Here is a 24,925-nt window from a genome sequence, read left to right as displayed (position 1 = left end):
CCAGCGCCGCTGCGGCCACACCCGCCAGCGCCAGCGTTTGCGTCCGGCCGGGGCGGGGTGCGGGCGGCAGCGCGTCCAGGCCCCGCAGGGCCAGCGCCGTCCGGCGTTCCAGATCGGGGCGCCGCGGCTCGTCCTCCAGCGTGGTGAGTTCGGCGTACAGCCGGTCACGTTCCGCCGTCAGGCGCTCCCGTTCGGCCCTGTCCGGGTCGGCCGGGGCCGAGGCCCGCAGCGGCTCCAGCACCAGCCACAGCGACGCCAGCAGGATCAGCGCCAGCAGCACCAGGCTCAGGCTCATGCCTGGCCCCCATCCCGGGTGCCGGACGGCCGCGCCCGCTCCTGCCCGGTGTGGCGCTGCACTTCCGCGAGGTAGGGGTCGAAGGGGTCCTCGGTCACGGGCATGACCGCCGCCTCACCCACCGGGCGTCGGCGGTGCAGAAAGCCCCACAGCACGGCCCCGCCCGCGGCCAGCGCGGCGAGCGGTGCCCCCCACAGCAGCAGGTTGCTGCCTTCCTTGGGTGGATCGAGCAGCACGAAATTACCGTAGCGCGCCGCGAAATAGGCATAGATCTCGCGGTCGCTGCGCCCCGCCGCCACCTGCCCCCGCACGTCCCGCAGCATCTCGCGGCTGATGTCGTTGGTGCTCTCGGTGATCGGCACGCCCGTGCAGATCGGGCAGCGCAGGTTGTTGCCCAGACGCTCGGCGCGGGATTCCTGCGCCGGGCTGAGCGCCAGGGCCGCCGAGAGCAGCAGGCAGGCGGCGGCAGGCAGCAGGCGGGGGACCGCCGACGGCTCCCTCACAGCCCCGCCACACCGATCTTCTTCAGCCCCACGTTCAGCCGCTCGCGGGTCAGTCCGCCCCGGTCCACGTGCTGCACGACGCCCTGCGGGTCGATGAAGAAGGTTTCGGGAATGCCCGCCACGCCGTAGTTGATGCCGGTCCTGATCCCGGGGTCCCGCAGACTGGGATAGGCCAGGGCGTAGTCGCGGATAAAGTCGCGGGCATTCTGCTCGTTCGTCTCCTGAAACAGCACGCCGACGACCGCCAGGCCCTGCCCCGCGCTCTGCCGGGTGCTGAGTTCGCGGAACAGCGGCGCTTCCTCGCGGCACGGCCCGCACCACGACGCCCAGAAGTTCAGCACGACCGGGCGGCCCTTCAGCGCGGCGAGGCTGACCGGGGTCCCGTCCAGACTGGTCAGCGTGAACTGGGGCGCAGGTTTGCCCACCAGCGGCCCGCCGTCGGTGGCGTTGTGCGAGGGGCTGAGCAGGGCCGCGCCCAGCACCGCGACGAGCGCGGCGGCGATCAAGGGGGGCAGCAGCCGCCGCCACAGCGGGGCCGGGGCAGACGTCTTGGGAGTGGAAGGAATCTCAGTCATAGGTCCTCTCGCTTGCTTCGCGGCCTCAATCGGTCGCCGGAGCCGTCCGCAGGGCCGGGACCCGCGCCGTCGCCCGGCGGGGGGGCACCAGCGTCAGGCCCGCGCCCAGCACCACGATCAGCGTGCCCCACCAGATCCACGACACCAGCGGACTCTCGATCAATCGCACGCTGGCCCATCTGCCCTGCGGATCAAAGGCGGTCACGACCAGATACGTGTCGCCCAGCACGCCGTAGCGCACCGCTGGCGCGGGAAAGGCCGTGCCCCCCGCCTGCACGTAGGTGTTCATCCGCGCCTCGAAGGGCTGTCCGTCGATCAGAACGCGAGCCACCGCCGACTGCCCGTAAGGTCTGGCGTCGCGCCGCGTGCCTTGCAGCGCCAGCGTCTCGTTCAGGAGATGGACGGGGGCCGCACTGGCATTCAGCGTGGCCTGCGCGTCCCGCCGGTATGTTCCCGAAAAGGCGATGCCCAGCGCCACGACAATCAGCCCGACGTGCGCCAGATACGCGCCGTACCGCCGGGGTTGCTCGCGCACCAGACCGCCCAGCCCGCCGCCCCGCTGCTTCACGGCTCTGGCGGTCAACAGGCCCAATCCGGCGAGGTTGTATGCAGCCAGCGCCACCGTCCCCAGCACACCCCAGGCCCGCACGCCCAGCACCAGGGCCACCAGCGCCGCGCCCAGCCCCGCCAGCAGCAGGGGCCGCAGCGCCCGCCAGAAACTCTGCCCGTCCGCCCGTCGCCAGGGCAGCAGCGGCCCCACGCCCATCAGCAGCAGCAGGCCCAGCCCCAGCGGAATGGCAAAGGCGTTGTAGAAGGCCGGACCCACCGAGGCGTCCCGCCGTCCCTGCACCGCCTCCACCACCGTCGGAAACAGCGTGCCGACCAGCACCATCACCGCGAAGACCAGAAAAAGCCAGTTGCCCGCCAGGAAGGCGCCCTCACGGCTGATCGGCGCGGGCGGATCGGCCTCGTCGCGCAGGTGGGGGGCGCGCCAGGCGGCCAGCCCGATGCCCAGGATCAGCAAAAAGGCCAGGAAGCCCAGGAACACCGGCCCCACCGGTCCCCCCGCGAAAGCGTGGACGCTCTGCACGATCCCGGAGCGGTTCAGGAAGGTGCCCAGCACGGTACTCGCATAGGCCAGCACGATCAGCCACACGTTCCACGACCGCATCAGCCCGCGCCGTTCCTGAATCTGGATGCTGTGCAGGAAGGCCGTGACCAGCAGCCAGGGAATGAAGGACGCATTCTCCACCGGGTCCCAGGCCCAGTAGCCGCCCCAGCCCAGCGTCTCGTAGCTCCACCAGCCGCCCGCCACGATCGCGGCGGTCAGAAAGGCCCAGGCCAGCAGCGTCCAGCGCCGCGTCACCACGACCCAGTGGTCCGATAAGCGGCCCGTGACCAGCGCGGCCACCGCGTAGGCAAACGGCACGCTGAGGCCCACGAACCCCAGATACAGCAGGACCGGGTGAACGGCCATCATCCAGTGGTTTTGCAGGGCGGGATTCGGCCCGGCCCCGTCGGCGGGAATCTGCGCCAGCGGCGTGAAGGGGCTGGCAATGCTCGCGCACACCCCCACGAAGAACAGCAGGCTGACGAACATCGCCCCCAGCGCCCAGGGCCGCAGCGCGTCGCGCCGCACCGTCAGGCTGAGAATGAAGGCGTAGCCGGCCAGCAGCCACGCCCACAGCAGAATGCTGCCTTCCAGCGCGCCCCACAGACTCGTCACCTTGACCCAGGTCGGGGAGGTCCGCATGGAATGTTCGGCCACGTACCGCACGCTGAAGTCGTCGCGCAGCAGGGCCACCATCAAGGTCAGAGTGGCGAGGCTCACCAGCGCGAAGACGGCCCAGACCGCCCGGCGCGCCGCCTCGGTCGCCCGGGTGTCGGCCCGCAGCCCGCCCACCACCGCCAGCCACGTTCCGCCCAGCGTGAAGGCCAGCGCCGCCAGCAGCGCGAGTTGTCCCAGCGCCCCCAGTCCGCTTGCCTGAAAGGAGATCAGGTTCAGCATGGCCCGCGCCTCATCACTCGCTCTGCTTCAGCAGGTCCTTGAGTTCGGCCTGTGTCTGGGGCACGTGGTATTCCTCGCTGTGTTTCACAACGAGTTCGGTGGCGTGGAAGGTGTTGCCCTGAAACTCGCCGCGCACCACCACGCCCTGGTTTTCCTTGAAGAGGTCGCTGACGGCGCCCTGGTACTGCACCGGAAAGGTCGCGCCGCCGTCCGTCACGTCGAACTTCAGGTTCAAGGTCTGCGGGTTGTACTGCACCGCCTTCACCAGCCCGCCGATACGCAGCGGGCGGCCTTCCAGCTCCGAGCGCTGCTGGAGGTACTCGGTGGGCGTCACGAAGTATTCCAGGCTCTTACCCAGGTTCCCGAAGGCGATAAAGGCGGTCAGCGCCACCAGCGCCACCACGCCCAGCACGACCGGCAACGGGCTCCGCCTGCGCCGTCTGGCCCGGGGCAGGGGGGCGGTGGGCGTCATTCGCGGTCCTCCTCACGCAGGGCGCGCAGTCTCAGCCACATCCAGGCCAGATACGCGCCCAGCAGCACGAAGGTCACCACGTACACCACGGCCACGTACCCGGCATATTTATCCACGCGCCACCTCCAGCCCGTTCAGTTCGTCCATCAGTTCGCGTTCCTCGCGCGCGTCCTCGCGGGCCGCCAGGATGCCCCGCACACGCAGCAGGTAGAAGTACAGCAGCGTAAAGGCGACGGTCCCCACCAGCAGCACCCAGCCGTAGATCGGGGCCGCCTCGAAACTGGGTTTGCCCAGCAGCCGCAGCGTCTGGGTCTGGTGAACGCCGCGCCACCATTCCACCGCCATGTAGTTGACCGGCACGTACAGCGTGCCCACCAGCCCGATCACCGCCGCCACCCGCGCCCGGCGCTCGGGGTCGTCCATCAGGCTGCGAATCAGCAGGTAACCGCCGTAGACGACCAGACTCAGCGCCGTGGTGGTCAGCCGGGCGTCCCACACCCAGTACGCGCCCCAGGTCGGCTTGGCCCACAGCATCCCGCCCACGATGGTGGAGAGGGTAAACAGCACCCCGATCTCGGCGCTGCTCATCGCCAGGCGGTCCCAGCGCCTCTGCCGGGTCAGCAGGTACAGCAGCCCGAACAGACCTGTGCCGCCGTAGGCCAGGTAACTCAGCCACGCGCTCGGCACATGCACGAACATCAGCCGCACCAGGGACCCCTGATTTTGATCCAGCGGTGCGCGCAGGCCCAGCACTGCCGCTATCCCCAGGGCCAGCAGGGTCGCGGCCCCCAGCAGCGTCGTCACGCGGTCTTGTCTCATGTCAAACCCCATTCTGACCCGTCCTGGCCCCCCAGACCGTGATGCCCGGACCGTGGGGGGGCGCGGGACTTCGTTCGCGCGCAGCATCCCGCCCGGGCCGGGCCGGGACAAGTGCGAGTGTCCCCGCTGGCGTGCGCGGGGGGCGGGCGGCTGCTACGGTGAAGGGGCCAACGCCCTGTTCCTGTTCTTATCTGAGATTCTGTCCCGGAGGTCTGCCCCATGAAGCGTTCCCGTGTCCTGCCCCTGCTGGCCCTCGCCGCCCTGTCCGCCGCGCTGCTGGCGGCCTGCGCCCCCTCGGCCTCCGCGCCTGCCGCCCCCGTGCCTCTGCCCGACCCGGCCACGTACCGCCCCGCCGACGCCCCCGTGCCGGTCCCCGACGTGGGCGAGGTGGGCCGCTGGATGATCACCAAGGACCTCGTGCCCGCCACCTGGCTGGGTGAGAAGGTGGGGGGGCGGACCCTGCGCGAGCCGGTCAACGTGATTTTTGTGGACCGCGCCGCGCGCACGCCCGAGGAAGCCCGCGAGCGCCTCCTCGCCGCGATGACCGCCGCCGGGTATGGCCCGAAGGGCGGCCACAGCACCGGCTACTGGGGCGAGGTCGGGGGCCGCCTGTATCCCATGCTCCCCACCGGGCCGGGCGAGGCGTTCAGCGACGGGCCGTTCTGGGTGCCCAACAACCACGGGCGGATTTTCGGCCCGGTGCCGCTGGCAAGCGGGTACGCCTTTACCGGAGCCTTCAGCCTGGAGGGGATTCGCCTGCTGCCCCGCCCCGGCCATCCCTACCGGAGCTTTCAGGGGGCGCGCGAAGACCTGGCCGACAAGCTGAACAGCCGCAGTGCGTACAAGCGCGCGGGGTACGTGGACCTGGGGTCGCGGCTGGAGACGCCCGGCGAGACGACCGGGGACCACGACGGGCGGGCGGTGCTGCTGGTGGCGGGCGGCGCGTAGTCCGGGAAGCGGGGTGCCCTCAAGTATAGATCAGGCACCCCCGCTCCTCCAGCTGGCGAAAGGCGGGGGGGAGGGACGACAGCCGGTTCCAGCGCACGTCCAGCTTCTCCAGCTGGGGCAGAAAGGCCAACCCCTCTGGCAGCGTCGTCAGGTTGTTGGCCCGCAGGTCCAGAAAGCGCAGCCCCTCCAGACCGGCCAGTGAGGCGGGCAGAGCGGTGAGGGCATTGAAGCGCAGGTCCAGTTCGGCCAGGGCCGGGAGCTTTCCCACCTCTTCCGGGAGGGCCGTGAGCCGGTTGCTTTGCAGCATCAGCCGGTTCAGCCGGGTGCAGCCGCCCAACTCGGCCGGCAGGCGTTCCAGCTCGTTCTTCATGACGTGCAGTTCCCGCAGTTCCTTCAGGTCGCCCAGGCTGCCGGGCAGAAACGTGAGGGCATTGTTGTAGGCGCGGAACTCCACCAGCTGCTCCAGCTCCCCCAGCCACTCCGGCAGGGCCGTGAAGGCATTGTCCGTGACGTTGAGGTAGGCCAGCGAACGCAGCTGCCGCAGCGATTCCGGCAGGCTCGTGAGGCGGTTGTGGCTGAGATACAGGAACTTCAGCCCCGTCAGGCGGGTAAACACCTCGGGAAGACAGTGCAGCTCGTTGTGGCCCAGGTCCAGCATCCGCAGCGCGGTCAGCCGTCCCAGCCCGTCCGGGAGTTCGGCCAGCCGGTTGGCGGAGAGATTCAGGGTGGTCAGCCGCGTGAAGTCCCACAGCCAGTCCGGCAGGTCGCGCAGGTCGTTGTCGTACACGCTCAGGACCCGGACTTCCTGACCGTGCCGCAGGAGGTCCGGCAGGGAAGACAGGCGGCAACTGTTCAGGTTGAGCTGGGCGGGGGGCGGCTCCGGGCGGCCTTCAAGCGCCGTCAACAACTCAAGTCCCTGTCTTCCCGCCGCATGTTGGTGGTTCATACGCCACTGGAGCGGGGGCTTCCCGCTTTACCCCTCCACCGCGAAGGGAAACAGCAGCGTTGCCAGAATCACCGTTCCCACGTCGAACGCGGCCAGGAACACCACCCAGGTCGTCACCTCGGGCGTCCAGCCGCCTGTCAGCAGCAGGCTGGTGGCCTTGACGGTGGCGATCACGACCGGCACCAGAATGGGGAAGGCCAGGGCTGGAAGCAGCGCTTCCCGTGCCCGCAGGCTCACGGTGATGGAGCCGTAAAAGGTCGTCCCCGCCGCAAAGCCCACCACGCCCAACACGGTGAGCAGGGCCAGCGCTGGCCAGGGCACCGCCCGTCCCGCGCCCGCCGCGCCGAACAGGATCAGGCCCGCCGGCAGCGTGAACGCCGCGACCAGCAGCAGCGGCCCCAGCACGCCCAGCAATTTGCCCACGTACAGCGCCCCGTGCGGCCCCGGATAGAGCGTCAGTTGCTCCAGCGCCCCGGCCTCCTGCTCCTGCGCGAAGGCCCTTTGCGCCCCCACCGCGGCCGCGAGTGCGAGCGCCGTCCACACCGCTCCCGCCGCCACCCCCGCTGCCTGTGCGGGCGCGCGCGCTGCCCCGTCCCCACCCAGCGCGAGGCCGAGGACCAGCAGCACCAGCCCGGCGAAAAAAGCGGTCGCCAGCAGCGTGTCCCGCGTGCGCCCGACGACCCGCAGATCCTTGAGGGCGAGGATGAGGACGGAGTTCATGCGTGGCCTTTCGGGGGGTGTGGGCTGTGGGCTGTGCTATGGGTTGTGGGTTGCCGGGAAAGAGAGAGGCCCACGACCCTCACGCCTCTTCCAGCTTTCCGCCTGCCAGCCGCAGCGCGCGGGGAGCCACCTGCCGCGCGAGGTGCGGTTCGTGCGCGGCGACCACCAGTGTCACGCCCCGCGTGCTGAGGTCGCCCAGCAAGTCCAAAGTGAGTGCCCGGCCCGCGTCATCCAGATTGGCGAACGGCTCATCCACCAGCGTCACGGGGCGGGCCAGCAGATGCGCCCGCGCGAGGGCCAACCGCTTGCGCATACCCGCCGACAGGAAACGGACCCGGCGGTTTGCGGCCCGCTCCAGCCCCACCCGCCGCAGCGCCCCCGTCACGTCCCCGCGCTGCCCGTGCATCTTCAGCGCGAAGTCGAGATTCTCCGCCCCCGTCAGGTCGGGGTAAAGCCCCGCGTCCACCGGCATCAGGTGAATGCAGTCACGCACCGCTCGCCCGTCCCGCAGGTCGAACCCCAGCACCCGTCCCTCGCCGCGTGTGGGCCGCAGCCCCGACGCCAGCAGCCGCAACAGGGTGGTTTTGCCCGCCCCGTTCTCGCCCAGGAGCGTCACGCCCTGGCCGGCGGGCACGTCCAGGGTCACGCCGCGCAGGATGACCTCACGGCCCAGTCTCAGCCAGATGTCGCGGAGCTGGAGGGCGTGGGCGGTGCGTGGCGCGCGGCCTTGGTGCGGGGTGGCCTCGGTTAGTTCCTGCTCGGTCTGTTCCTGCCCCCTCATACCCTCAGCCACGCGGGCATCACCTCATAAAAAAACGTCGCCAGCCGCGTGAACTGGCCGGTCAACATCAGCGCGCCGACCAGGACCAGAATCGCCCCACCGACCTTTTCAAAAATGCCCGCATAGCGGTTCAGGCGGCGGAAGTTCAGGCGGTCCCACAGCAGCGCGGCCAGCAGGAACGGCACGGCCAGGCCCAGGGTGTACGCGGCGAGCAGGCCCACGCCCGTGCCCAGGCTCGCGCTGCTCGCGGCCAGCCCCAGGATGCTGCCCAGCGCCGGACCGAGGCAGGGACTCCAGCCGAAGGCAAAGGCCGCTCCCAGGGCAACCGGGCCGTATCCCCCGGCATCGGCCAGCGCGCGCGTGTCGCGCATCAGCACCGGCAGGCGAACCACGCCCAGCATCACCAGCCCGAAGAAGAGGATCAGCACTGCCGCCACCCGCCCCAGCAGAATCTTGTGCGGCGCGAGCAGTGCGCCCAGGCTGCTTGCCGTCGCCCCCAGCGCGATAAACACCAGCGCAAAGCCCAGGATGAAGCCCAGCGCCCGCACCACCGGTGCCCGCGCGCCGCCGATCACGCCCAGGTAACTGGGAAGAAGCGGCAGCACGCACGGGCTGAGGAAGGAAATCAGGCCCGCGAGAAAAGCCACCGTGACGGACGGGGCACCGGAGGGGGCAAACATGCGGGGAGTCTAGCGGAGGGAGGGGAGGCGGGCCGGGGCGCGCGTCCCCTGCTGCTCGTCCCCTGGAACTATTGCCCGCCCCGCTTTGGGGTACGGTACGACGATGCTGACCTTGCAGGGGAAATACCACGTCGCACAGAACAAACGATTGACCATCTTCGCCGAACCCCGCGCGCAGCAGGCCGGCACGCTCGACGAGGACATCCAGGCGCTGCGTGAAGCCTGCGAAGCTGCGGGGGGCTGCTGCGACGTGCATGTTCTGACCCAGCACGGCCTGATGCGCGGCACCCTGACCGAGAAGAAGCCCAAGAAGTTCAACCTGTGGCAGTTCGAGGGCCACCTGTCGTTCCCACCCCGCGCCTGAGGTCCCAGCGCGCGCCCGGTCACCCCGAGGCCAGATTAAGGCTAGGGGAGGTCGTCCGCCGGTTCGTCGGCGGCCAGACCACCCTCGTTTACCCAGGCGTTCAGGGCGGTGCCTTCGGTCCGGGGCGTCACGTGCTGACGCAGGCGGCCCATCAGGTCCGACAGGTGAACGCGGGTGATCTGGAGGGTTACTTTCCCGTTCAGGTACAGTGGGTTGAGCGTGTGGACGTTGACCCGTTCGATATCCCTGAGCAGCACGGTGAACCTCCGGCCACTTTTCTCGAAACGGACCCGGTCGGTCGTGCCGGGCATCCAGCGGAGCGTGACGGTAGACGATGGAGACATAGGGACCTCTGTTTCAGGGACGCGGCGCAGGGAAGCGAACGCAGCGGCGGTTCCCACTGAGCTTCTCACGGCCCGGTGCCGTGTGGGTGACGTTGCTTTGATGTTCCGCACAGACTCCTGCCCTCAAGCCGGCCTCAGTTCTGGAGACGCCCCAGCAGGACACCCGCGACGGCCTTGCGCGCCCCTTCCAGATAGGGAAGCGCGGCGGCACCCACTGAGGTAAATCTCGGCCTGCATCAGGCCCACGTCCAGGGCTTCCTCCATAGCGCTGCCGGATCACCCTGATCGCAGGGGACGGGAAGAGGAAGGGCGCCCCGCCCCGGGCGAACCTGCGGCCGTTCGCTGCGGAAAGACGTCCAGCGCCGTCATTGTCCCCAGAATCACCTCGCTGATGGCCTGCCGGGGCATTTCCGAGCCGTCGTGCGACGCGAGGAGGGCCGCGTTCAGTCTCGCCTGGAACACGTACCCGCCTGGGCCAGCTGGCCCGGCACAGGTCCAGGAGAACTCCACCCCCTGCGCCTCCAGCCGGTCCAGTGCGGCGCACAGACCTGGGGTCACCCGTTCACGCCACCCACCGCGAAGGGCAAGCGCCTGTACATCCTTCAAGCTATGCCCTGGGTCACCCGGCGAGGGAAGGATTTACGGCCCACTCGTGGTGATCCGCCGGGCAGGCTGAGGACCGTCGATCAGGCCGGGGCAGGCTTTCGTCACCAGTGCGGTGCGAGGGCTTCCCATCACCCGCCTGCCTCTGCCCTCTACGAAGGAGCGGGGCCGCTTCCCCGAAGTTCAGCGGCCCCGCTCTGTCCGTGTCTAGAATCAGTCCGTCACGGCCCCCCGCGCCGCACTGCTCACCACCCGCGCGTACTTCGCCAGCACGCCCCGCTTGTAACGCGGTTCCGGCGCGATCCACGCGGCCCGGCGGCGTTCCAGTTCCGCCTCGTCCACATGGAGCGTCAGTTCGCAGGTTTCGGCGTTCAGTTCGATGGTGTCGCCCTCCTGCACCAGCGCGATGGGGCCACCCACGTAGGCTTCGGGGGCGACGTGGCCGACGACCAGGCCGTAGGTGCCTCCCGAAAAACGCCCATCGGTGATCAGGCCCACGCTGTCGCCCAGGCCCTTGCCGATAATGGCGCTGGTAGGCGAGAGCATCTCGCGCATGCCGGGGCCACCCTTCGGTCCCTCGTAGCGGATCACCAGCACGTCCCCGGCGCGAATCTGGTCACCCATGATGGCCGCCATGCACTCCTCTTCCGAGTCGAAGACGCGGGCGGGACCGGTGATCTTGATGAATTTCAGGCCGCTGATCTTGGCGACGCTGCCCTCAGGGGCCAGGTTCCCGCGCAGGATGGCCAGGTGCCCCTGCTGGTAAAGCGGCTGCTCGAAGGGCAGGATCACGTCCTGGCCAGGGTTGGGCTGGTCCGGCTCGTCCGCCAGGTTCTCGGCCACCGTCTTGCCGGTCACGGTGAGGCAGTCGCCGTGCAGCAGGCCCGCCGAGAGCAGCATCTTCATCACGCGGGGAATACCGCCGACCTCGTGCAGATCGGTGGCGACGTACCTGCCGCTGGGCTTGAGGTCACAGAAGACCGGCGTGCGTTCGCGGATACGCTCGAAGTCGGCCAGGGTGAGGTCGATCTCGCAGGCGTGGGCAATCGCCATCAGGTGCAGCACCGCATTCGTGGAGCCGCCGACCGCCATGACCACCGTGATGGCGTTCTCGAAGGCTTCTTTCGTCAGGATGTCGAGGGGCCGGATGTCCTGCTCGATCAGCCCGATCAGGGCGCGGGCGCTGTCGGCGGCAGAGACGGCCTTCTCGGCGTCCACGGCGCTCATGGTGGAGGAGTGCGGCAGGCTCATGCCCATCGCCTCGAAGGCGCTGCTCATGGTGTTGGCGGTGTACATGCCGCCGCAGGAGCCGTTGCCGGGACAGGCCCGCTTCTCGATTTGCTCGAAGTCCTCGCGGCTCATCTTGCCCGCGCCGTACGCCCCGACCGCCTCGAACACGCTGACGATGGTGAGGTCTTTGCCGTCGTAGTGGCCGGGCTTGATGGTGCCGCCATAGACGAAGATGGCCGGGATGTTGAGCCGGGCAATCCCGATCATCGCGCCGGGCATGTTCTTGTCGCAGCCGCCCACCACGATCACGCCGTCGTGCGACTGCCCGCGCGAGACGGTCTCGATGGAGTCCGCGATCACTTCACGGCTGACCAGGCTGCACTTCATGCCCTCGGTGCCCATGCTGATGCCGTCGGACACGGTGATGGTGCCGTAGATCTGGGGCATCGCGCCGCCCTCGTGAATCGCGCCCGTGATATGGTCCGCCAGCTCGCCCAGCCCGTTGTTGCAGGGCGTGATGTTGCTCTGGGCGTGCGCCACACCGATGATGGCCTTCTCGAAGTCGCCGTCCTGAAAACCCACTGCCCGGAGCATTGCGCGGTTGGGGGCGCGCTCGTCGCCCTGCGTGATGTGGTGGCTGTTCCAGTTCAGCTTGCGCTTGGTGCGGGTGTCGGTCATGCCTCAAGGTAGGGGAAAGACGCGGGGGAGAGCGTGGGGTGACTCAGACAGGCGAGGATGGGTGGGTGAAGGTGTTCCCGGTCCTCGCCCTCGCCCTGTCCCTCGCGGCCTGTGCCCCGCGTGACCCGGCAGCCCATGAGACATCCCTGACCGACGAGGAGCAGCGTGAGGGACGCAAGGTCGCCTTTATCGTGCCTGTCCCGAAAGGGGCACAGGGCGTAGCTTATGGGGTCTCCAGCGGCCTGTACTCTGTCTCCCCTCTGCCTGACGAGGCTCACCGCCGGGGAAGGCTGCGCGTGACCGTCGGCACGGATTCGCAACGGTGCCTCCCGCAGCAACTTCAGGTCGGGTTGGGAATGACGGGGTTCTGCGTGTCGCTCCCCGCAGAGGGCTTCTCGGGCTGGTCCCTGGAAGGCGGCCTCACCGGTTTGAACCTCTGGGCACCGCTGTACGTGATCGTCCCCGGCCAAAGGCCAGGTTCCGGCGAGCCGCCCGAGCTGCCCGCCCGCTCCCGCTGGGAGGTGGCCGCCGTCGCCTTGACCACCACGGACGGCGAGGAGAGCGTGCCTCCCGGCCTCCCCGAACCGTCTTCCGTCCTTGCCGCCCTGGACGAGAACGGGCACCTCCGCCAGCCCTGACCCAAAGACCTGACCCAAAGAGAGGAGGCGTCTTCCACCCGGAAGCCGCCCCCTCTTTTCCTGCCTCGGGCGAAGAGCCAGAAGCCAGGCGCTGCTCTTACGCCTTGACTGGCGCCCCACCCTTGCGCTTGTCCTTCCATTCCTCCAGGTACACCACCATCGGCGCGACGATGAAGATCGAGGAGTAGGTGCCGACCAGAATGCCGATCAGCAGGATCAGCGAGAAGTCGCGCAGCACCGGGCCACCGAAGATCAGCAGGCTGACCAGCGGCAGCATGGTGCTGATCGAGGTCATCACCGTGCGCGAAAGGGTCTGGTTGATCGACGTGTTCACGATCTCGCGGTAGGGCCGCCCGCGCATCTCGCGCAGGTTCTCGCGGATGCGGTCGGACACGATGATCGAATCGTTCAGCGAGTAGCCGATCAGGGTGAGCAGCGCCGCCACGCTGGCAATCGAGAACTCCAGCCCCAGCAGGCTGAAGAGGCCCATCGCGATCGCCACGTCGTGAATCGCGGCCAGGATGCTGCCCAGGCCCATGATGAAGTCGAAGCGGAAGCCCACGTACACCAGGATCAGGCCCAGGCCCAGCAGCACGGCATAGACCGTCTTTTGCGTCAGCTCCTGCCCGACGGCGGGGCCGACCGTTTCGCTGGACAGCACCTCGCCGCCCGGGAGTTTGGCGATGGCGGTCCCCAGGCGCTGCGACTCGGCGGCGGTCAGTTCGGGCACCTTCACCGTGTACTGCGTGCCACTGATCCCGGGAATCACGTCACGCTGGATGGTGGCGCTCTGCGGCGTGACCTTGGGCAGGCCCGCGCCCGTCACGGCCTCCCGCACCTGCTCGGTGGTGGTCGCGGCGCTCGCGCGGATGGTCTGGGTGGTGCCGGAGGTGAAGTCCACGCCGTAGTTCAGGCCCTTGGTGCCCACGATCAGGCTGCCCGCCAGCGCCAGCACCACGCTGATGGAGGTCACGATGGGCGCGGCCTTCATGAAGTTGATGTTGGTGTGCGGGATGCGGGTGGGCGCACTGGCATTCGGCTTACGCTGCGCCAGCACCTGAAGGCCCCACTTGGCGAACACCAGGTTCGAGAAGGTCGACGCGATCACGCCGATAATCAGGGTGACGGCGAAGCCCTTCACCGGGCCGGTCGAGTAGTTGTAGAGCGCCAGCGCCGAGAGCAGGTGCGAGGCGTTCACGTCCACGATCGCGGCGGTGGAGTGCTGGTAGCCCGCGCCGATGGCGTTCTTCAGGCCCTTGCCCCGCTGCATCTCTTCCTTGATGCGCTCGAAGGAGATCACGTTGCCGTCCACGGCGGCGCCGATGGTCAGCACCAGCCCCGCGATGCCTGGCAGCGTGAGGGTCGCCCCGAAGCCGCCCAGCAGGCCCAGGATCAGGACGCTGGAAAACAGCAGGCCGAGGGCGGCCACCAGCCCGAACCAGAAGCCGTAGTACAGGAAGAGCATCCCGAACACCAGCCCGATGCCGACCAGCGCGGCAATCGCGCCGCTGCGGATGGCGTCGGCGCCCAGCGTCGGCCCGATGGCGCGTTCGGCCTCGGTCTTGATCTTGATGGGCAGCGCGCCGGATTTGAGCACCAGCGCGAGCTGGCTGGCCTCCTCGGCGCTGAAGTTGCCGCTGATCTGCACGTCCCGGAAGAGGCGCTGCTGGATGGTCGCCACCGACTGGATCTGATCGTCGAGCACGACCGCCATCAACCGCCCGACGTTCTTGCCGGTAAAGTCCCCGAAGGTCTGCGCGCCCTTGTCGGTGGTCTGGAAGGTGACCACCCAGCGACCTGTGGTGGAGTCGGTCGCGGAGGACGCGTTGGCGATCACTTCACCCGTCGCCTGCACCGGCCCCAGGTCCGAGAGCTTGTAGCCGCCGGTCTGGGGCTTTTGCTGCGCCAGGGTGGGGTCGGGTTGCGCGCCGGAGTTCACGATGCGGAACTCCAGCCGCGCCGTCTGCCCGATGATCTCGCGGGCACGGTTCTGCACGGCGGGGGTCGCGCCGGGAATCTCCACGACCACGCGCTTGCCGCCCGAGACGGTCACGGTCGGCTCGGCCACGCCCAGCGCGTTGATGCGGTTCTCGATCACGGTCTTGACCCGGTCGAGTTCGTCGCGGGTGGCGGTGCCGCTCTCGGGCGCGAGTTCGATCCTGAGGCCGCCCTTGAGGTCGAGGCCCAGCGTCATGAACTGGAACTGGTCATTCCACAGTGACAGGGGCGTTTTGGAGTGGTCCCAGGGCCGCCAGATATACAGCAGGCTGGCGAGCAGCGTCAGCAGCAGCAGCAGCCCCGTCCAGGGGTTGGGTTTGCTGGCGCTGGGGGCCGCGCGCCGGGGGGGCGGGCGACGGTTCCGGTTGCGGTTCGGATTGTTGTAGGTCACGGGTGAACTCCAGGGAAGACGAAGGACAGAAGGCAGAGAGCTGAGGCTGAGGGCAGAGGGGCGGCTCTCCTCAGCCTCCGTCCGTCTGCCGCCGACCCAGCAGGGCCAGGCTGCGCGGCAGGACGGGGGAGGTCCAGGCCAGGAGCGGTGCCGGGGCCACGCCGCGCAGGCTGGGCAGCCGGAACGGTTCCGGCGGCGTGGCGGCCAGCACTGCGGGACCGGGTGACGGCTGCGGCGCGGGCCGCGCTTCCGGCAGGGCCGGGGCCACGCTGCCCGCCGTCATCCGCGCGCCCGGGTCGGTCACCTGGGGGTGGTGTCCCAGCAGCACGGCCAGCACCGACAGCAGTGTCAGCATCCCCGGCCACGCCAGCAGGCGCGACCACCGGGGGGGCGTCACGTGGGCATGGACGGAGGGAAGCTCGGGCCTGGGCATGAGGAAAAGCCGCGCACGCGCTGTCGGACAGCCGGAAGAAAAGCTACGTGCGGAAGCGCCACAGGATAGCAGAGCGCCGTGAGGACGGAGGCCGCCCGCGCCGCGCCGTTAGCCCCCGTTTAACCGTGTCCCCGCACCCTGACCCTGTGCCTGTGTCTTCTTGCCCGGGCACCCCAGGAGCGTGATGCATGACTGATTCCAGAAAGAAGACCCGCCCGGCCCTGCTCGCCCTTGCCGCTGCCCTCCCCCTCACGGCGGGCCTGGTGTTCGCGGCAGGGACGTCGGCCACGAACCCCCAGCCCCCCCAGCGTGTGCAACCGGCCCAGCCGGGGCAGACCGGGGCGCAACCGGCCCAGACCCGCCCTCAAGCGCAGACCCGCACCCACTACGCGGACGTGTTTCTTCAGAAGCTCGCCGCACAGCTCGGCATCAGTGTGGACCGCCTCCGGGCCGCCGCGACCAGCGCCGGAAACGCCACCATCGACCAGGGGGTGCAGGCCGGGGACATTCCCCAGGACCGCGCCGCCGACCTCAAGGCCAGGATGAAGGACGCCCCGCTGAACTTCGGTTTCGGCGGCAGGCACGGGCGCGGCGGCCCTGGCGCGGGGCCGGTGGGCGAACGCGGCCCGCGCACGGGTGCCGGTGGTCCGGCCCTGACGGCAGCGGTGGCCCAGGCCCTCGGCCTCAGTGAGCAGGCGCTGCGGCAACAGCTTCAGCAGGGGCAGACGGTCGCCCAGATCGCGCAGGCCAGGGGCGTGGGCACCCAGACCGTGCGGAATGCTGCGCTCGCCGCGCTCAAGACCCAACTCGCCGCCCAGGTGCAGGCTGGTCGCCTCACCCAGGCCCAGGCCGACCAGATGCTGGCCCGCGCCCAGGCGGATGCGAACTTCGGCCTGGAGTTTGGACGTGGCGGACGCGGCGGGCATGACCGTGACGGTCAGAATGGACCGCGTGGCCTCAGCCAGTCCGGCGACCAGGGCACCTGAACCCGGCCAAAGAGAGAGGGGCGGCCCCCAAGCTGGGAAGCTGCCCCTCTCTTTTTGCTGCTTGCTTACGGCTGAAAGCCGACCGCTCGCCTTACGCCTGCTCGACTTCCACCATCTCGCTGGCCTCGATGATGTCGCCTTCCTGCACGTCGTTCCAGTCGAGGTTGATGCCGCACTCGTAGCCGGTCTGCACCTCGCGCACGTCGTCCTTGAAGCGCTTGAGGCCCACGACGGTGCCCTCGTACACGACCTGCTTGCCGCGCGTGACCTTGGCCTTCGCGTTGCGGCGGAACATGCCGTCGGTGACGTACGACCCCGCGATGTTGCCGCTCTTGGGGTGCTTGATCACCATGCGGACCTCGGCGCGGCCTAGGTAGCGTTCCTCGAAGACGGGTTCGAGGTTGCCCTTGATCAGCCGGTCCACCTCGTCGATCAGTTCGTAGATGATGCGGAAGCTCTTCAGCTCGATGTCCTTGTTCTCCGCGATCTTCTTCACGCCGCCCGCCGCCGTCACGTTGAAGCACAGGATGGTCGCCTCGGCGGTGGAGGCCAGCAGCACGTCACCCTCGGTGGGCGACCCGATGCCCGCGAGCAGCACATTCAGCTTCACGTCCTCGGTTTCCTTCTTGGCGAGGATGCCCTGGATGGCTTCCAGGCTGCCCTGGGTGTCGGCGCGCAGGATCAGATTCACCGTGCGGGTCTCGCCCAGCGGCCCCATCATCTCTTCCAGGGTCCTCTTGCGCTGGACGCGAGCGTTCTCAGCGTCGCGGCGGTCGCTGGCGCGCTGCGCGATCACCTCGCGGGCCGCGTGCTCGTTCTTGGCGCTGAGGACCGTCTCGCCGCTGGCCGGGGCCTCGGAAAAGCCCAGGACCTGCACCGGGGTGCTGGGTCCGGCTTCCTTGATGCGTCCGCCGCCACTGTCGGTCATCGCCTTGATCTTGCCGTAGTTCTCGCCCACGACCAGGAAGTCCCCGACGTGCAGTGTGCCTTCCTGCACCATCACGGTCGCCAGCACGCCCGCCTGACGGTCCACGCGGCTCTCGATAATCACGCCGCTGAAGTTGCCCTTGGGATCGGCCCGCAGGTCTTCGAGTTCGGCGGTCAGGCTGATGTATTCCAGCAGGTCTTCCACGCCCTCGCCGGTCTTGGCGCTGACGGGCACCACGACCAGGTCGCCGCCGTACTCCTCGGGCACCAGGTTGAGCTGCGTCAGGTCGGTCTTGACGCGCTCGGGGTCGGCCTGCGGCAAGTCCACCTTGTTGATGGCGATCAGCATGGGCACCTTGGCCGCCTGCGCGTGCGCGATGGCCTCGCGCGTCTGGGGCATCAGGCTGTCGTCGGCGGCGATCACGATGATGGCGATGTCGGCCACATTCGCCCCGCGCGCGCGGATGGTCGTGAAGGCCTCGTGGCCCGGCGTGTCGATGAAGACGATCTTGCCCTTGCTCGTTTTGGCCTCGAAGGCCCCGACGTGCTGGGTGATGCCGCCCGCTTCCTTGGCGGCCACCTTGGTCTTGCGGATGTAGTCCAGCAGGCTGGTTTTCCCGTGGTCCACGTGGCCCATGATCGTCACGACCGGGGCGCGGTGCGGCGTCTCGGGCGCGGCAGGAGCCGCCACTTCCGGCTCACGCTCGGCGGTGGCGGTCGCGGCCGACTGCGGGGCCGCCGCACTCTGGGCCTCGGTCTGCGCGGTCTGCGTGCTCTGGGGCTGGGCACTCTGGTTCTGGGCAGGAGCCGCGTCAGTGGTGGCTGCCGCGCCGCCCGCCGCTTCCTCTTCCAGAATCTGCTTGATGAGTTCGACCGTGTCTTCCTCGATGGTGCTGCTCACACTCTTGTACGAGACGCCCAGGCCGTCGAGAATCTCCAGCATTTTCGCGTTGTCTACGCCAAGGTCCTTGGCGAGGGTATAGATCCGAACTTTCGACATACTCACCTCCGGTGAGGCCCCCGGGCCGACCAGCCCCGAAAGGGAGGAGCGGTGGGGGCAGGGATCAGGTTGTCATGGGCTGATCCGTGGTTGTGTTCTGTGTGTCGGAATGGGGGGAGTCGGGTTCATGGCTTGCAGCGCGGCGCTGACCGCCGGGGCGTCTCCCCGGAAGGCCCGCCGCAGCCGCTTTTCCTGCCAGCACCCGGGCGAGTCGGCGCACACGTAGGCCCCCCGGCCCGTCCGGTCGCCGGGCAGGACCCGCCAGCCGTCCGCCGTCCGCGTCAGGCGCACGAACTCGCCCTGGGGCCGTTTGCGGCGGCAGGCGACGCAGGTGCGCTCCGGAACGTACCGGGAGGGGGTGGCAGGTGCGGCCGTCAAACGGGCTTACTCCTGCTCGTCGTCCGGGCTGGCGGTCGCCACCGACTTGCTGTCCTTGAACAGCGCGTCGAAGGCCGAGGCGGCGGCGCTGCTGGGTTCGCGGCCCTCCTGCTCGTCCTGCATGGCCTGCTGCATGGCGGCGTCGAGGTCGCTGACCGCCGCCGTCTCGCGCAAGTCGATCTTGAAGCCGGTCAGTTTGGCGGCCAGCCGCACGTTCTGCCCGCCCTTGCCGATGGCCAGCGAGAGCTGGTCGGGCGTGACCGTCACGGTCGCCTCGCGGATGTCGGGCTGCGCCTCGATCAGACCCACCTTGGCGGGCGACAGCGCGTTGCGGATGAAGTCCCGGGTATTGGCGTCCCAGAGGATCACGTCCACGCGCTCGCGGCCGAGTTCGCCGGTCACGGCCTGGATGCGGTTCCCGCGGTGCCCGATGCAGGCCCCGATGGGGTCCACGTTGCTGTTGTGGCTGAACACCGCGACCTTGGAGCGCTGCCCCGCCTCGCGCGCGATGGCCTTGACCTCCACGATGCCGTTGGCGACCTCGGGGATTTCCTGCCGCAGCAGGTAGTCGAGCAGCCGCTCGTCGGCCCGGCTGGCCAGGATGGTCGGCCCCTTGGGCGTCTTGCGAACTTCCTTGAGGTAGATCTTGACGCGGTTGCCGGGCACCAGCTTCTCGCCGGGAATCTGCTCGCGGGGGGGCAAGATCGCCTCGCCCGCGCCGAGTTCGACGAACCAGTTGCCCTTGTTGTCGCTGCGGACCACCTGCGCGGTGAGCACTTGCCCCTCGCGGTCCTTGTACTCGTTGAAGACCACGTTGCGCTCTGTCTCGCGCATCTTCTGCGTCAGGGTCTGCTTGGCGGCCTGGAGCGCGATGCGCGAGAACTTCTCGCGGTCCACCGGAAACTCCATCTCCATGCCGATCTCCACGCCGGGGTCGAGTTCGAGCGCGTCGGCCAGCGAGATCTGAAGATTCTCGTCCTCGACCTTCTCGACGACCTCGCGCACGATCAGCACTTCGAGTTCGCCGCTGCCGGGGTCGAGGTGGACCTCGACGCGGCGGTCGGGTTCCACGTTGCGGGTGTAGGCCTGCGCCAGCGACTGCTCGAAGGCCTCGATCAGCTGCATCTCGTTGATGTTGCGGGCCTGCGCGACTTCACGCAGCGCGTCCGCGAAATTGAATTCACCTTGGGTCATCCCACTCTTCCTTCCTGTTGTCTGAATTGCCCGTTGAGGGGTCAGCGGTGCCGGTCCGGAAACTCGGCGAGGTTGCCCTGAAACGTGCCGACCATGAGGGTCACGTCGCCCTGGCCTTCCACGTCGAAGGTGACCTGCTCGCCTGCCACGGCCTTGATCGGCGCGGTAAAGGCGTGGCCCTCGCCCCGCACGCGCGCCTTGAGGCCCAGCATGCGCTCGAAGTGCCGAGCGCGCGTCAGAGGCCGCTTGGCGCCCGGCGATTCCAGCTCCAGGCGGTACTCGCCCGCGATAGGGTCGGTGCGGTCGAACTCCGCGCCGACCGCGCGGCTGGCGGTTTCCAGGTCCTCGACGGTCACGGGCTGCTCGTCCAGGCGGTCCATGCGAATCACGACGATAGGCCTGCGGCCCGGGTTCTGCACCTGCACGTCCAGCACCTCGAAGCCCAGGGGCCGCAGGACACCGTCCGCGAGGGTCTGCAAGTTGCCGGATGGTGTATGGGTTGAATTGTGAACTGCGTTGTTATTCATATTGTGGGCCGCTGACACGCGGGCCGGAAACCACCCCCTCCACGAAAAAAGGTGGGGCAAAGCTCCCACCTCGGTCCGAGGATTTACTGCCGCAGTATACCGCAACCGTGCGCCCCGGCGGGGAAAGGCATCACAAAAGCGCGGGGTGGGGCCAGGAGGGCGGCGGGCCGACCTCCCCAGGTGGCTGAACATGCGGCGGCCTGTGAAGCCGGAATCAGTTGGCGGGTGTGTCGCTGCCCAGCCGCACGGTCACGTCCGCGCCGGGTATGCCGCCCTGCTGCGTGACCTGACCGTGGCCCACGTCGCGCAGCACGGTGGCCGCCGCCTTCCCCGACACGGTGGTGGAGGCGGCGGCGCGGGCTTCCTCGGCGATCCGCACGTCCTGATAGCCCAGCTCCTCCAGGTGCGCCTTGAGGCGGCGGGCGCTGCCGTCGGGGGCGGCGGTGTTCACGACCGCGACGGTCAGGGCGCGCGGGTCGTTCGGGTCGCGGAACTGCTCGTGGATCAGGGTGTGCAGCGCGGCGCGGTCGGGCAACCAGGTGCCGCCGCCGCCGAACGTGCCGGGAACGGTGTGCATGTTGACCTTCAGGCCACTCAGCGCCGCGCCGAGAAGCGCGCCCACCTCCGTCCGCGTCAGGTCGGACTTGGTGTTCTGATGGATGGCCCCCACCATCGCGGGGAGCCGCCACCAGTTCAGGGGGCTTTTCGACCGGCCCACCAGCGCGGTCAGGTACGACTGCTGCCGCGCCACCCGCCCGATATCGCCCAGGCCGTCGTGGCGAAAGCGCAAAAAGCCCTCGGCCTGCTGCCCGCTGAGGTGCTGACGGCCCGGCTGAAGGTCGATGTGCAGGTGCCCGGCATTGTCGTCGTACTTCATGCGCTGCGGCACGTCCAGCGTCACGCCGCCCGCCGCGTCGGTCAGGGCACGCAGCGCGTTGAGCGACAGCAGCGTGTAGGCGTCCACCCGCACTCCCGTCAGGTCCTGCACCGCCTCCACCAGCAGGTCCGGGCCACCCTTCACGTTGGCCCCGTTGATCTTGCCCCAGCCGGAGCCGGGCAGATTCACCCAGGTGTCGCGCGGAATGCTCAGCAGGTTGGCCGTGCCGTCGGGCCGGAACTGCGCCAGCATGATGGTGTCGGTCCGCTGGCTGTAATCCTCGGGGGTCGCCGGATAGGGCCATACGGCTGCGGTCTCGTCGTAATGCACGTCCACACCCGCCAGCAGCACGGTGACGGGACCGTCCGCCTTGCGGGGCAGCGCGCCGTAGCGGGCCAGCGCGGGAAAGGCGGGAGCAGAGAGGGCGGTCAGGCCCGCGAGAATGACCAGAATCGGAACGACAGCACGGCGGCGCACGCGGCGAGTGTAGCGGGCGCGCAGATGAGGCACAATCACGCGCCGCCGTTCCCCTGCGGAGAGAGCCGGTCTGGGCGGGGCGTCATACGGTTTCCGTCCAATCCGTTCTCAAATCGGGAAAGCGCCGATTCGGTAACGCCTTTCCCGGCAACCGTTTCTTTCCGGCTCGCTCCGCTCGGGTTGAACAATTTTTGTCACTGTTCAACCGGAATTCGTATCAGGGCACACGCGGGCCGGGCCGTGGCGGCCCCTCCGGCCCGGTGCCCAGCAGGGCGGCCCCCAGGCTCGCGTAGCCCACCTCGTCGGAGGGGGGGTGCGTCAGCCCCGCGCGGGCATCGCGCAGCAGGCGGGCCAGCGGCAGCGCCGGTGTTAGGGCCGCGCCCCCCGCCGTCCGCAGGGCGAGGTCGGTCGCGCCCACGGCGGCATTGGTCGCGTGCGCCTTCGCGGCGGCCAGCGCGGGCACCGAGTCTGCCGTGGGGGCCGCGTCCCAGGTCCGGGCGGCCCCGGCCAGCAGCGCGCGGGCGGCGTGCAGGTCGGCGGCCATCCGCCCCACGTGTTCCTGTACGCGCGGCAGCCGGGCAATCGGCTGGCCCAGGGCCGTCGGCACCCGTTCCCGCGCGTAGCCGATCAGGGCTTCCAGGGCCGCGAAGCCGACGCCCAGATACGTCGCGGCGATGGCGGTCCAGAACCACGCGCTGCTGGCCGGGTGGGCGGGCGAGGGCGGCGCGGCGTGGTCGCCCGGCACCCGGACGCCCCTGAAGGTCACGTCATGGCTGCCGCTGCTGCGCAGGGCGAGGGCGCCGGCCCATGTCGACTCGGTCCCCACGCCCGGCGCGTCCATCGGCACCAGGAGGCGCAGGACCTGCCCGCCCGGGGTCGCCGCCGTGACCAGCGCCAGGTTCAGCGCGTGGGCACCGGTGGCCCAGGTCTTGCGGCCCGTGACCCGCCAGCCGTCCCCGTCCGGCGTGGCGGTGGTCCGGGGCAGACCCCCGCGCGAGGGGCTACCCAGTTCCGGTTCGCTCGCCAGGGCGTTGACCAGCCGGCCCTCCACGCTGGCCTGCGCCAGGGCTGCCAGCAGCGGGTCCGGCAGCGTGCGCCCCTGAAAGGCCGCGCCCACCACATGCGTGTGCATCGCCAGCACCAGCGCCAGCCCGGCATTCGCCTCCCCCAGCTCGCCCTGCGCGGCCGCGTACGCCTCCAGCGAGGCCCCCAGCCCCCTGGAAGCCCGGGGCAGGGTGAGGCGCGTGTACCCGCTGGCGCGCAGGGCGGCGGCCGCTTCCGGCGTCACGTCCTGTGCGGTCTCGCAGGCTTCCGCGTGGGTCCGGATGGCGCTCGCGGCCCGGTCGGTCACCGCCTGCATCTCGGGGTCCAGGTGGGTGGGGAGGTGGCGAAGCATAGCCGGCAGGCTAGCGTGACGGGCCGCGAAGAAACCCCGAAGCCCCGGCGTTCGCCCCCTGTCTGGCCCTTCATCCGGCCTGCCCTTCTATCTCCCAGATTCGCTCAAAACAGAATATAATATTGCCACTATGTCCAAAGCTTCCCGAGATTCTGCCCGAGTCGTTATCCAGGCCCGCTTCCGGGACAGTGTGGACCGGGATGTCAGCGGCTTGGCCGCCCAGCATTGTCAGGAGCGTCGACTGTCCGCCCCGGACGGCACGCCGGCCCATACCCTCTGCCTGGGCAGCCATGAGGCGGTGACGCGCCTGATCTGGGACACGTTCGAGCCGGGATGGGCAGACGTGGTGTACGTGTACGACGGCCACCGCACCGAGCAGACCCGCTACCTGAGCGCCAAGCTGCACCTGACGGTCGCGCTGGCCGCCGCCGGAGACGAACTCACGCCCGGCGTCTCCGCCGCCCTGACCGGGGCGCGGCGTGCCCTGGACGCCCTGTGGCTCGCCTGGGCGGGCTATCAGGCGACCACCACCGACGCCCTGGCCCACGCCGTCACCGAGTTCGAGGACGTGCGCTGAAGGCGCGGGAGCGGGGCAGGCTCCCGGGGTAGGCTGGGGGTACCGCCGAGCGTCACCACGTTCCCCAGCCCCACTTTTCCCAGGAGGTTGCCCCATGACCCAGCCCGTGCCCCCAGCCCCCCCCGGTCTGCCCGAATCCTTCCGTGCCCTGCGCGCCGTCAAGGACGAGTCGGGCGTGCATCCCGAGTTCCAGCAGCTCACCCTGACCGACCTGCCGCCGGGCGACACGCTGGTGCGCGTCACACATTCCAGCCTCAATTACAAAGACGGCCTCGCGGTCGCGGGTCAGCCGGGCGTGCTGAAGGCGTACCCGATGACGCCCGGCATCGACCTGGCCGGCACGGTCGTGCAGGACGAGACGGGGACGTACCCGCCCGGGACGCCGGTCCTGCTGACCGGCTGGGGCATCGGCGAGCGGCAGGACGGGGGCTACGCGGAGTACGCGCGGGTCCGTTCGGAGTGGCTGGTGCCCCTGCCTGAGGGCACCACGCCCGAATGGGCCATGAGCGTGGGCACGGCGGGCTTCACGGCGATGCTGGCGGTGCTGGCCCTGGAAGACCACGGCGTGGCCCCCGGCAGCGGCGAGGTGCTGGTCACGGGCGCGGCCGGGGGGGTGGGCAGCACCGCCGTCGCCCTGCTCGCGCAGGCGGGGCATACCGTGACGGCCAGCACGGGCCGCCCGGAGGCGGCGGCCTACCTGCGGTCCCTCGGGGCGTCAAACGTGATAGGCCGTGGGGACCTGCCCGCGCTGAAGCGGCCGCTGGAAAAGGAACGCTGGGCCGGTGTGGTGGACAGCGTCGGTGCGGACACGCTGGCCGGGGCACTCGCCAGCACGCGGATCCACGGCGCAGTCGCCGCGTGTGGTCTGGCGGGGGGCAGCGCCCTGAACACCACCGTGTTTCCCTTCATCCTGCGCGGCGTGAACCTGCTGGGCATCGATTCGGTGGCCTGCCCCACCCCCCGCCGCCGCGCGGCCTGGGCACGCCTCGCCCGCGACCTTCCCGCCGACCGGCTGGCCGGGGTGACGCAGCTTCGCCCCCTGGACGACGTTCCCGCGCTGGCCCAGGAGATTCTGGCCGGGCGGGTCCGGGGCCGCACCGTGATCGAGGTCGGCCCGTGAGCAGGAGGGAGGGGCGCGCGGGCCAGGGCCGTACACTGGG

Annotated in this window: 26 protein-coding genes and 1 pseudogene; 6 read left to right on the top strand and 21 right to left on the bottom strand. The window is 69.6% G+C overall.

All coding sequences use genetic code 11. From position 1 onward, the window contains the following. The 7 genes and pseudogenes from DEIPH_RS00265 to ccsA form a co-directional block, all read right to left on the bottom strand. Nucleotides 1-295 (bottom strand): annotated as a pseudogene (locus tag DEIPH_RS00265) (c-type cytochrome); the annotation flags it as partial. Next, nucleotides 292-798 (bottom strand): cytochrome c-type biogenesis protein, encoded by a 507-nt coding sequence (locus tag DEIPH_RS00260; RefSeq protein WP_051517032.1) that lies wholly within the window; start codon nt 796-798, stop codon nt 292-294. The gene DEIPH_RS00260 and the pseudogene DEIPH_RS00265, both read right to left, overlap by 4 nt. Next, on the bottom strand, nt 795-1,373 hold the full coding sequence (locus DEIPH_RS00255) for a TlpA family protein disulfide reductase (protein ID WP_034351960.1): 579 nt from the start codon (nt 1,371-1,373) through the stop codon (nt 795-797). The genes DEIPH_RS00260 and DEIPH_RS00255 overlap by 4 nt, the downstream gene beginning before the upstream one ends. Before the next feature lie 25 nt (nt 1,374-1,398). Next, entirely contained in the window at nt 1,399-3,381 is a 1,983-nt protein-coding gene (locus DEIPH_RS00250) for a heme lyase CcmF/NrfE family subunit (protein WP_034351958.1), read from the bottom strand. Nucleotides 3,382-3,394: 13 nt separating this feature from the next. Then, on the bottom strand, nt 3,395-3,853 hold the full coding sequence (gene ccmE / locus DEIPH_RS00245; protein WP_034351956.1) for a cytochrome c maturation protein CcmE: 459 nt from the start codon (nt 3,851-3,853) through the stop codon (nt 3,395-3,397). Beyond that, entirely contained in the window at nt 3,850-3,969 is a 120-nt protein-coding gene (gene ccmD / locus DEIPH_RS19000) for a heme exporter protein CcmD (protein ID WP_081790690.1), read from the bottom strand. Before ccmD ends, ccmE begins: the two co-directional genes overlap by 4 nt. Beyond that, on the bottom strand, nt 3,962-4,672 hold the full coding sequence (ccsA, locus tag DEIPH_RS00240) for a cytochrome c biogenesis protein CcsA (protein ID WP_034351954.1): 711 nt from the start codon (nt 4,670-4,672) through the stop codon (nt 3,962-3,964). The genes ccmD and ccsA overlap by 8 nt, the downstream gene beginning before the upstream one ends. 219 nt (nt 4,673-4,891) lie before the next feature. On the opposite strand from ccsA, the gene DEIPH_RS00235 reads away from it, so the two are divergent. Continuing rightward, nucleotides 4,892-5,620: a hypothetical protein gene (locus DEIPH_RS00235; RefSeq protein WP_034351952.1), complete on the top strand. Its 729-nt coding sequence runs from the start codon at nt 4,892-4,894 to the stop codon at nt 5,618-5,620. A 19-nt stretch (nt 5,621-5,639) separates the two neighbouring features. Here DEIPH_RS00235 and DEIPH_RS00230 read toward each other — a convergent pair whose 3' ends face one another. The 4 genes from DEIPH_RS00230 to DEIPH_RS00215 form a co-directional block, all read right to left on the bottom strand. Beyond that, complete coding sequence (locus DEIPH_RS00230) at nt 5,640-6,524, bottom strand: leucine-rich repeat domain-containing protein (protein ID WP_161636010.1); 885 nt, start codon at nt 6,522-6,524, stop codon at nt 5,640-5,642. A gap of 69 nt (nt 6,525-6,593) precedes the next feature. Next, complete coding sequence (locus DEIPH_RS00225) at nt 6,594-7,286, bottom strand: heme exporter protein CcmB (RefSeq protein ID WP_034351950.1); 693 nt, start codon at nt 7,284-7,286, stop codon at nt 6,594-6,596. Nucleotides 7,287-7,365: 79 nt separating this feature from the next. After that, nucleotides 7,366-8,067 (bottom strand): ABC transporter ATP-binding protein, encoded by a 702-nt coding sequence (locus tag DEIPH_RS00220; RefSeq protein WP_235183128.1) that lies wholly within the window; start codon nt 8,065-8,067, stop codon nt 7,366-7,368. After that, nucleotides 8,064-8,747, bottom strand: a complete 684-nt coding sequence (locus DEIPH_RS00215; protein WP_034351947.1) for a cytochrome c biogenesis CcdA family protein — start codon at nt 8,745-8,747, stop codon at nt 8,064-8,066. Before DEIPH_RS00215 ends, DEIPH_RS00220 begins: the two co-directional genes overlap by 4 nt. A gap of 103 nt (nt 8,748-8,850) precedes the next feature. On the opposite strand from DEIPH_RS00215, the gene DEIPH_RS00210 reads away from it, so the two are divergent. After that, nucleotides 8,851-9,111: a hypothetical protein gene (locus tag DEIPH_RS00210; protein ID WP_034351945.1), complete on the top strand. Its 261-nt coding sequence runs from the start codon at nt 8,851-8,853 to the stop codon at nt 9,109-9,111. A 41-nt stretch (nt 9,112-9,152) separates the two neighbouring features. On the opposite strand, the gene DEIPH_RS00205 is transcribed toward DEIPH_RS00210, so the two are convergent. After that, nucleotides 9,153-9,455, bottom strand: a complete 303-nt coding sequence (locus tag DEIPH_RS00205) for a hypothetical protein (protein WP_235183127.1) — start codon at nt 9,453-9,455, stop codon at nt 9,153-9,155. An 816-nt stretch (nt 9,456-10,271) separates the two neighbouring features. Continuing rightward, on the bottom strand, nt 10,272-11,966 hold the full coding sequence (ilvD, locus tag DEIPH_RS00200; protein WP_034351941.1) for a dihydroxy-acid dehydratase: 1,695 nt from the start codon (nt 11,964-11,966) through the stop codon (nt 10,272-10,274). Nucleotides 11,967-12,004: 38 nt separating this feature from the next. On the opposite strand from ilvD, the gene DEIPH_RS18525 reads away from it, so the two are divergent. Next, a complete protein-coding gene (locus DEIPH_RS18525) occupies nt 12,005-12,604 on the top strand; it encodes a hypothetical protein (RefSeq protein WP_152544711.1) in 600 nt (199 codons plus the stop codon). A 97-nt stretch (nt 12,605-12,701) separates the two neighbouring features. Here DEIPH_RS18525 and secD read toward each other — a convergent pair whose 3' ends face one another. Together secD and DEIPH_RS00180 are read right to left on the bottom strand one after the other, a co-directional pair. Next, nucleotides 12,702-14,993, bottom strand: coding sequence for a protein translocase subunit SecD (gene secD / locus DEIPH_RS00185; RefSeq protein ID WP_034351935.1), 2,292 nt, complete (start codon nt 14,991-14,993; stop codon nt 12,702-12,704). A gap of 70 nt (nt 14,994-15,063) precedes the next feature. Beyond that, the gene (locus DEIPH_RS00180; RefSeq protein ID WP_235183126.1) at nt 15,064-15,390 is read right to left on the bottom strand and encodes a hypothetical protein; all 327 of its coding nucleotides are present in this window, start codon (nt 15,388-15,390) and stop codon (nt 15,064-15,066) included. A gap of 224 nt (nt 15,391-15,614) precedes the next feature. Between DEIPH_RS00180 and DEIPH_RS00175 the strand changes: the two genes are divergently transcribed. Next, complete coding sequence (locus DEIPH_RS00175) at nt 15,615-16,412, top strand: hypothetical protein (RefSeq protein ID WP_034351931.1); 798 nt, start codon at nt 15,615-15,617, stop codon at nt 16,410-16,412. A gap of 91 nt (nt 16,413-16,503) precedes the next feature. Here DEIPH_RS00175 and infB read toward each other — a convergent pair whose 3' ends face one another. The 6 genes from infB to DEIPH_RS00150 form a co-directional block, all read right to left on the bottom strand. Beyond that, entirely contained in the window at nt 16,504-18,339 is a 1,836-nt protein-coding gene (infB, locus tag DEIPH_RS00170) for a translation initiation factor IF-2 (RefSeq protein WP_034351929.1), read from the bottom strand. 72 nt (nt 18,340-18,411) lie between these two features. Continuing rightward, a complete protein-coding gene (locus DEIPH_RS18995; protein WP_081790688.1) occupies nt 18,412-18,717 on the bottom strand; it encodes a YlxR family protein in 306 nt (101 codons plus the stop codon). A gap of 6 nt (nt 18,718-18,723) precedes the next feature. Beyond that, on the bottom strand, nt 18,724-19,911 hold the full coding sequence (gene nusA / locus DEIPH_RS00165) for a transcription termination factor NusA (protein ID WP_034351927.1): 1,188 nt from the start codon (nt 19,909-19,911) through the stop codon (nt 18,724-18,726). Nucleotides 19,912-19,952: 41 nt separating this feature from the next. Then, complete coding sequence (gene rimP, locus DEIPH_RS00160; protein ID WP_034351973.1) at nt 19,953-20,438, bottom strand: ribosome maturation factor RimP; 486 nt, start codon at nt 20,436-20,438, stop codon at nt 19,953-19,955. Between the two features lie 214 nt (nt 20,439-20,652). Continuing rightward, the gene (locus DEIPH_RS00155; RefSeq protein ID WP_034351925.1) at nt 20,653-21,792 is read right to left on the bottom strand and encodes an LCP family protein; all 1,140 of its coding nucleotides are present in this window, start codon (nt 21,790-21,792) and stop codon (nt 20,653-20,655) included. Nucleotides 21,793-22,009: 217 nt separating this feature from the next. After that, nucleotides 22,010-23,188: an acyl-CoA dehydrogenase family protein gene (locus DEIPH_RS00150; RefSeq protein ID WP_051517029.1), complete on the bottom strand. Its 1,179-nt coding sequence runs from the start codon at nt 23,186-23,188 to the stop codon at nt 22,010-22,012. 130 nt (nt 23,189-23,318) lie between these two features. Here DEIPH_RS00150 and DEIPH_RS00145 point away from each other — a divergent pair, with 130 nt between their 5' ends. Further along, entirely contained in the window at nt 23,319-23,765 is a 447-nt protein-coding gene (locus DEIPH_RS00145; RefSeq protein WP_034351923.1) for a hypothetical protein, read from the top strand. 94 nt (nt 23,766-23,859) lie between these two features. Next, complete coding sequence (locus DEIPH_RS00140; protein ID WP_051517028.1) at nt 23,860-24,885, top strand: MDR family oxidoreductase; 1,026 nt, start codon at nt 23,860-23,862, stop codon at nt 24,883-24,885. The last annotated feature ends 40 nt before the right edge of the window (nt 24,886-24,925 follow it).

It is taken from the genome of Deinococcus phoenicis (assembly GCF_000599865.1).
Lineage (GTDB): Bacteria > Deinococcota > Deinococci > Deinococcales > Deinococcaceae > Deinococcus > Deinococcus phoenicis.
Note: the sequence above shows the minus strand (reverse complement) of the source record. Positions and strands in the feature narration are given on the sequence as shown.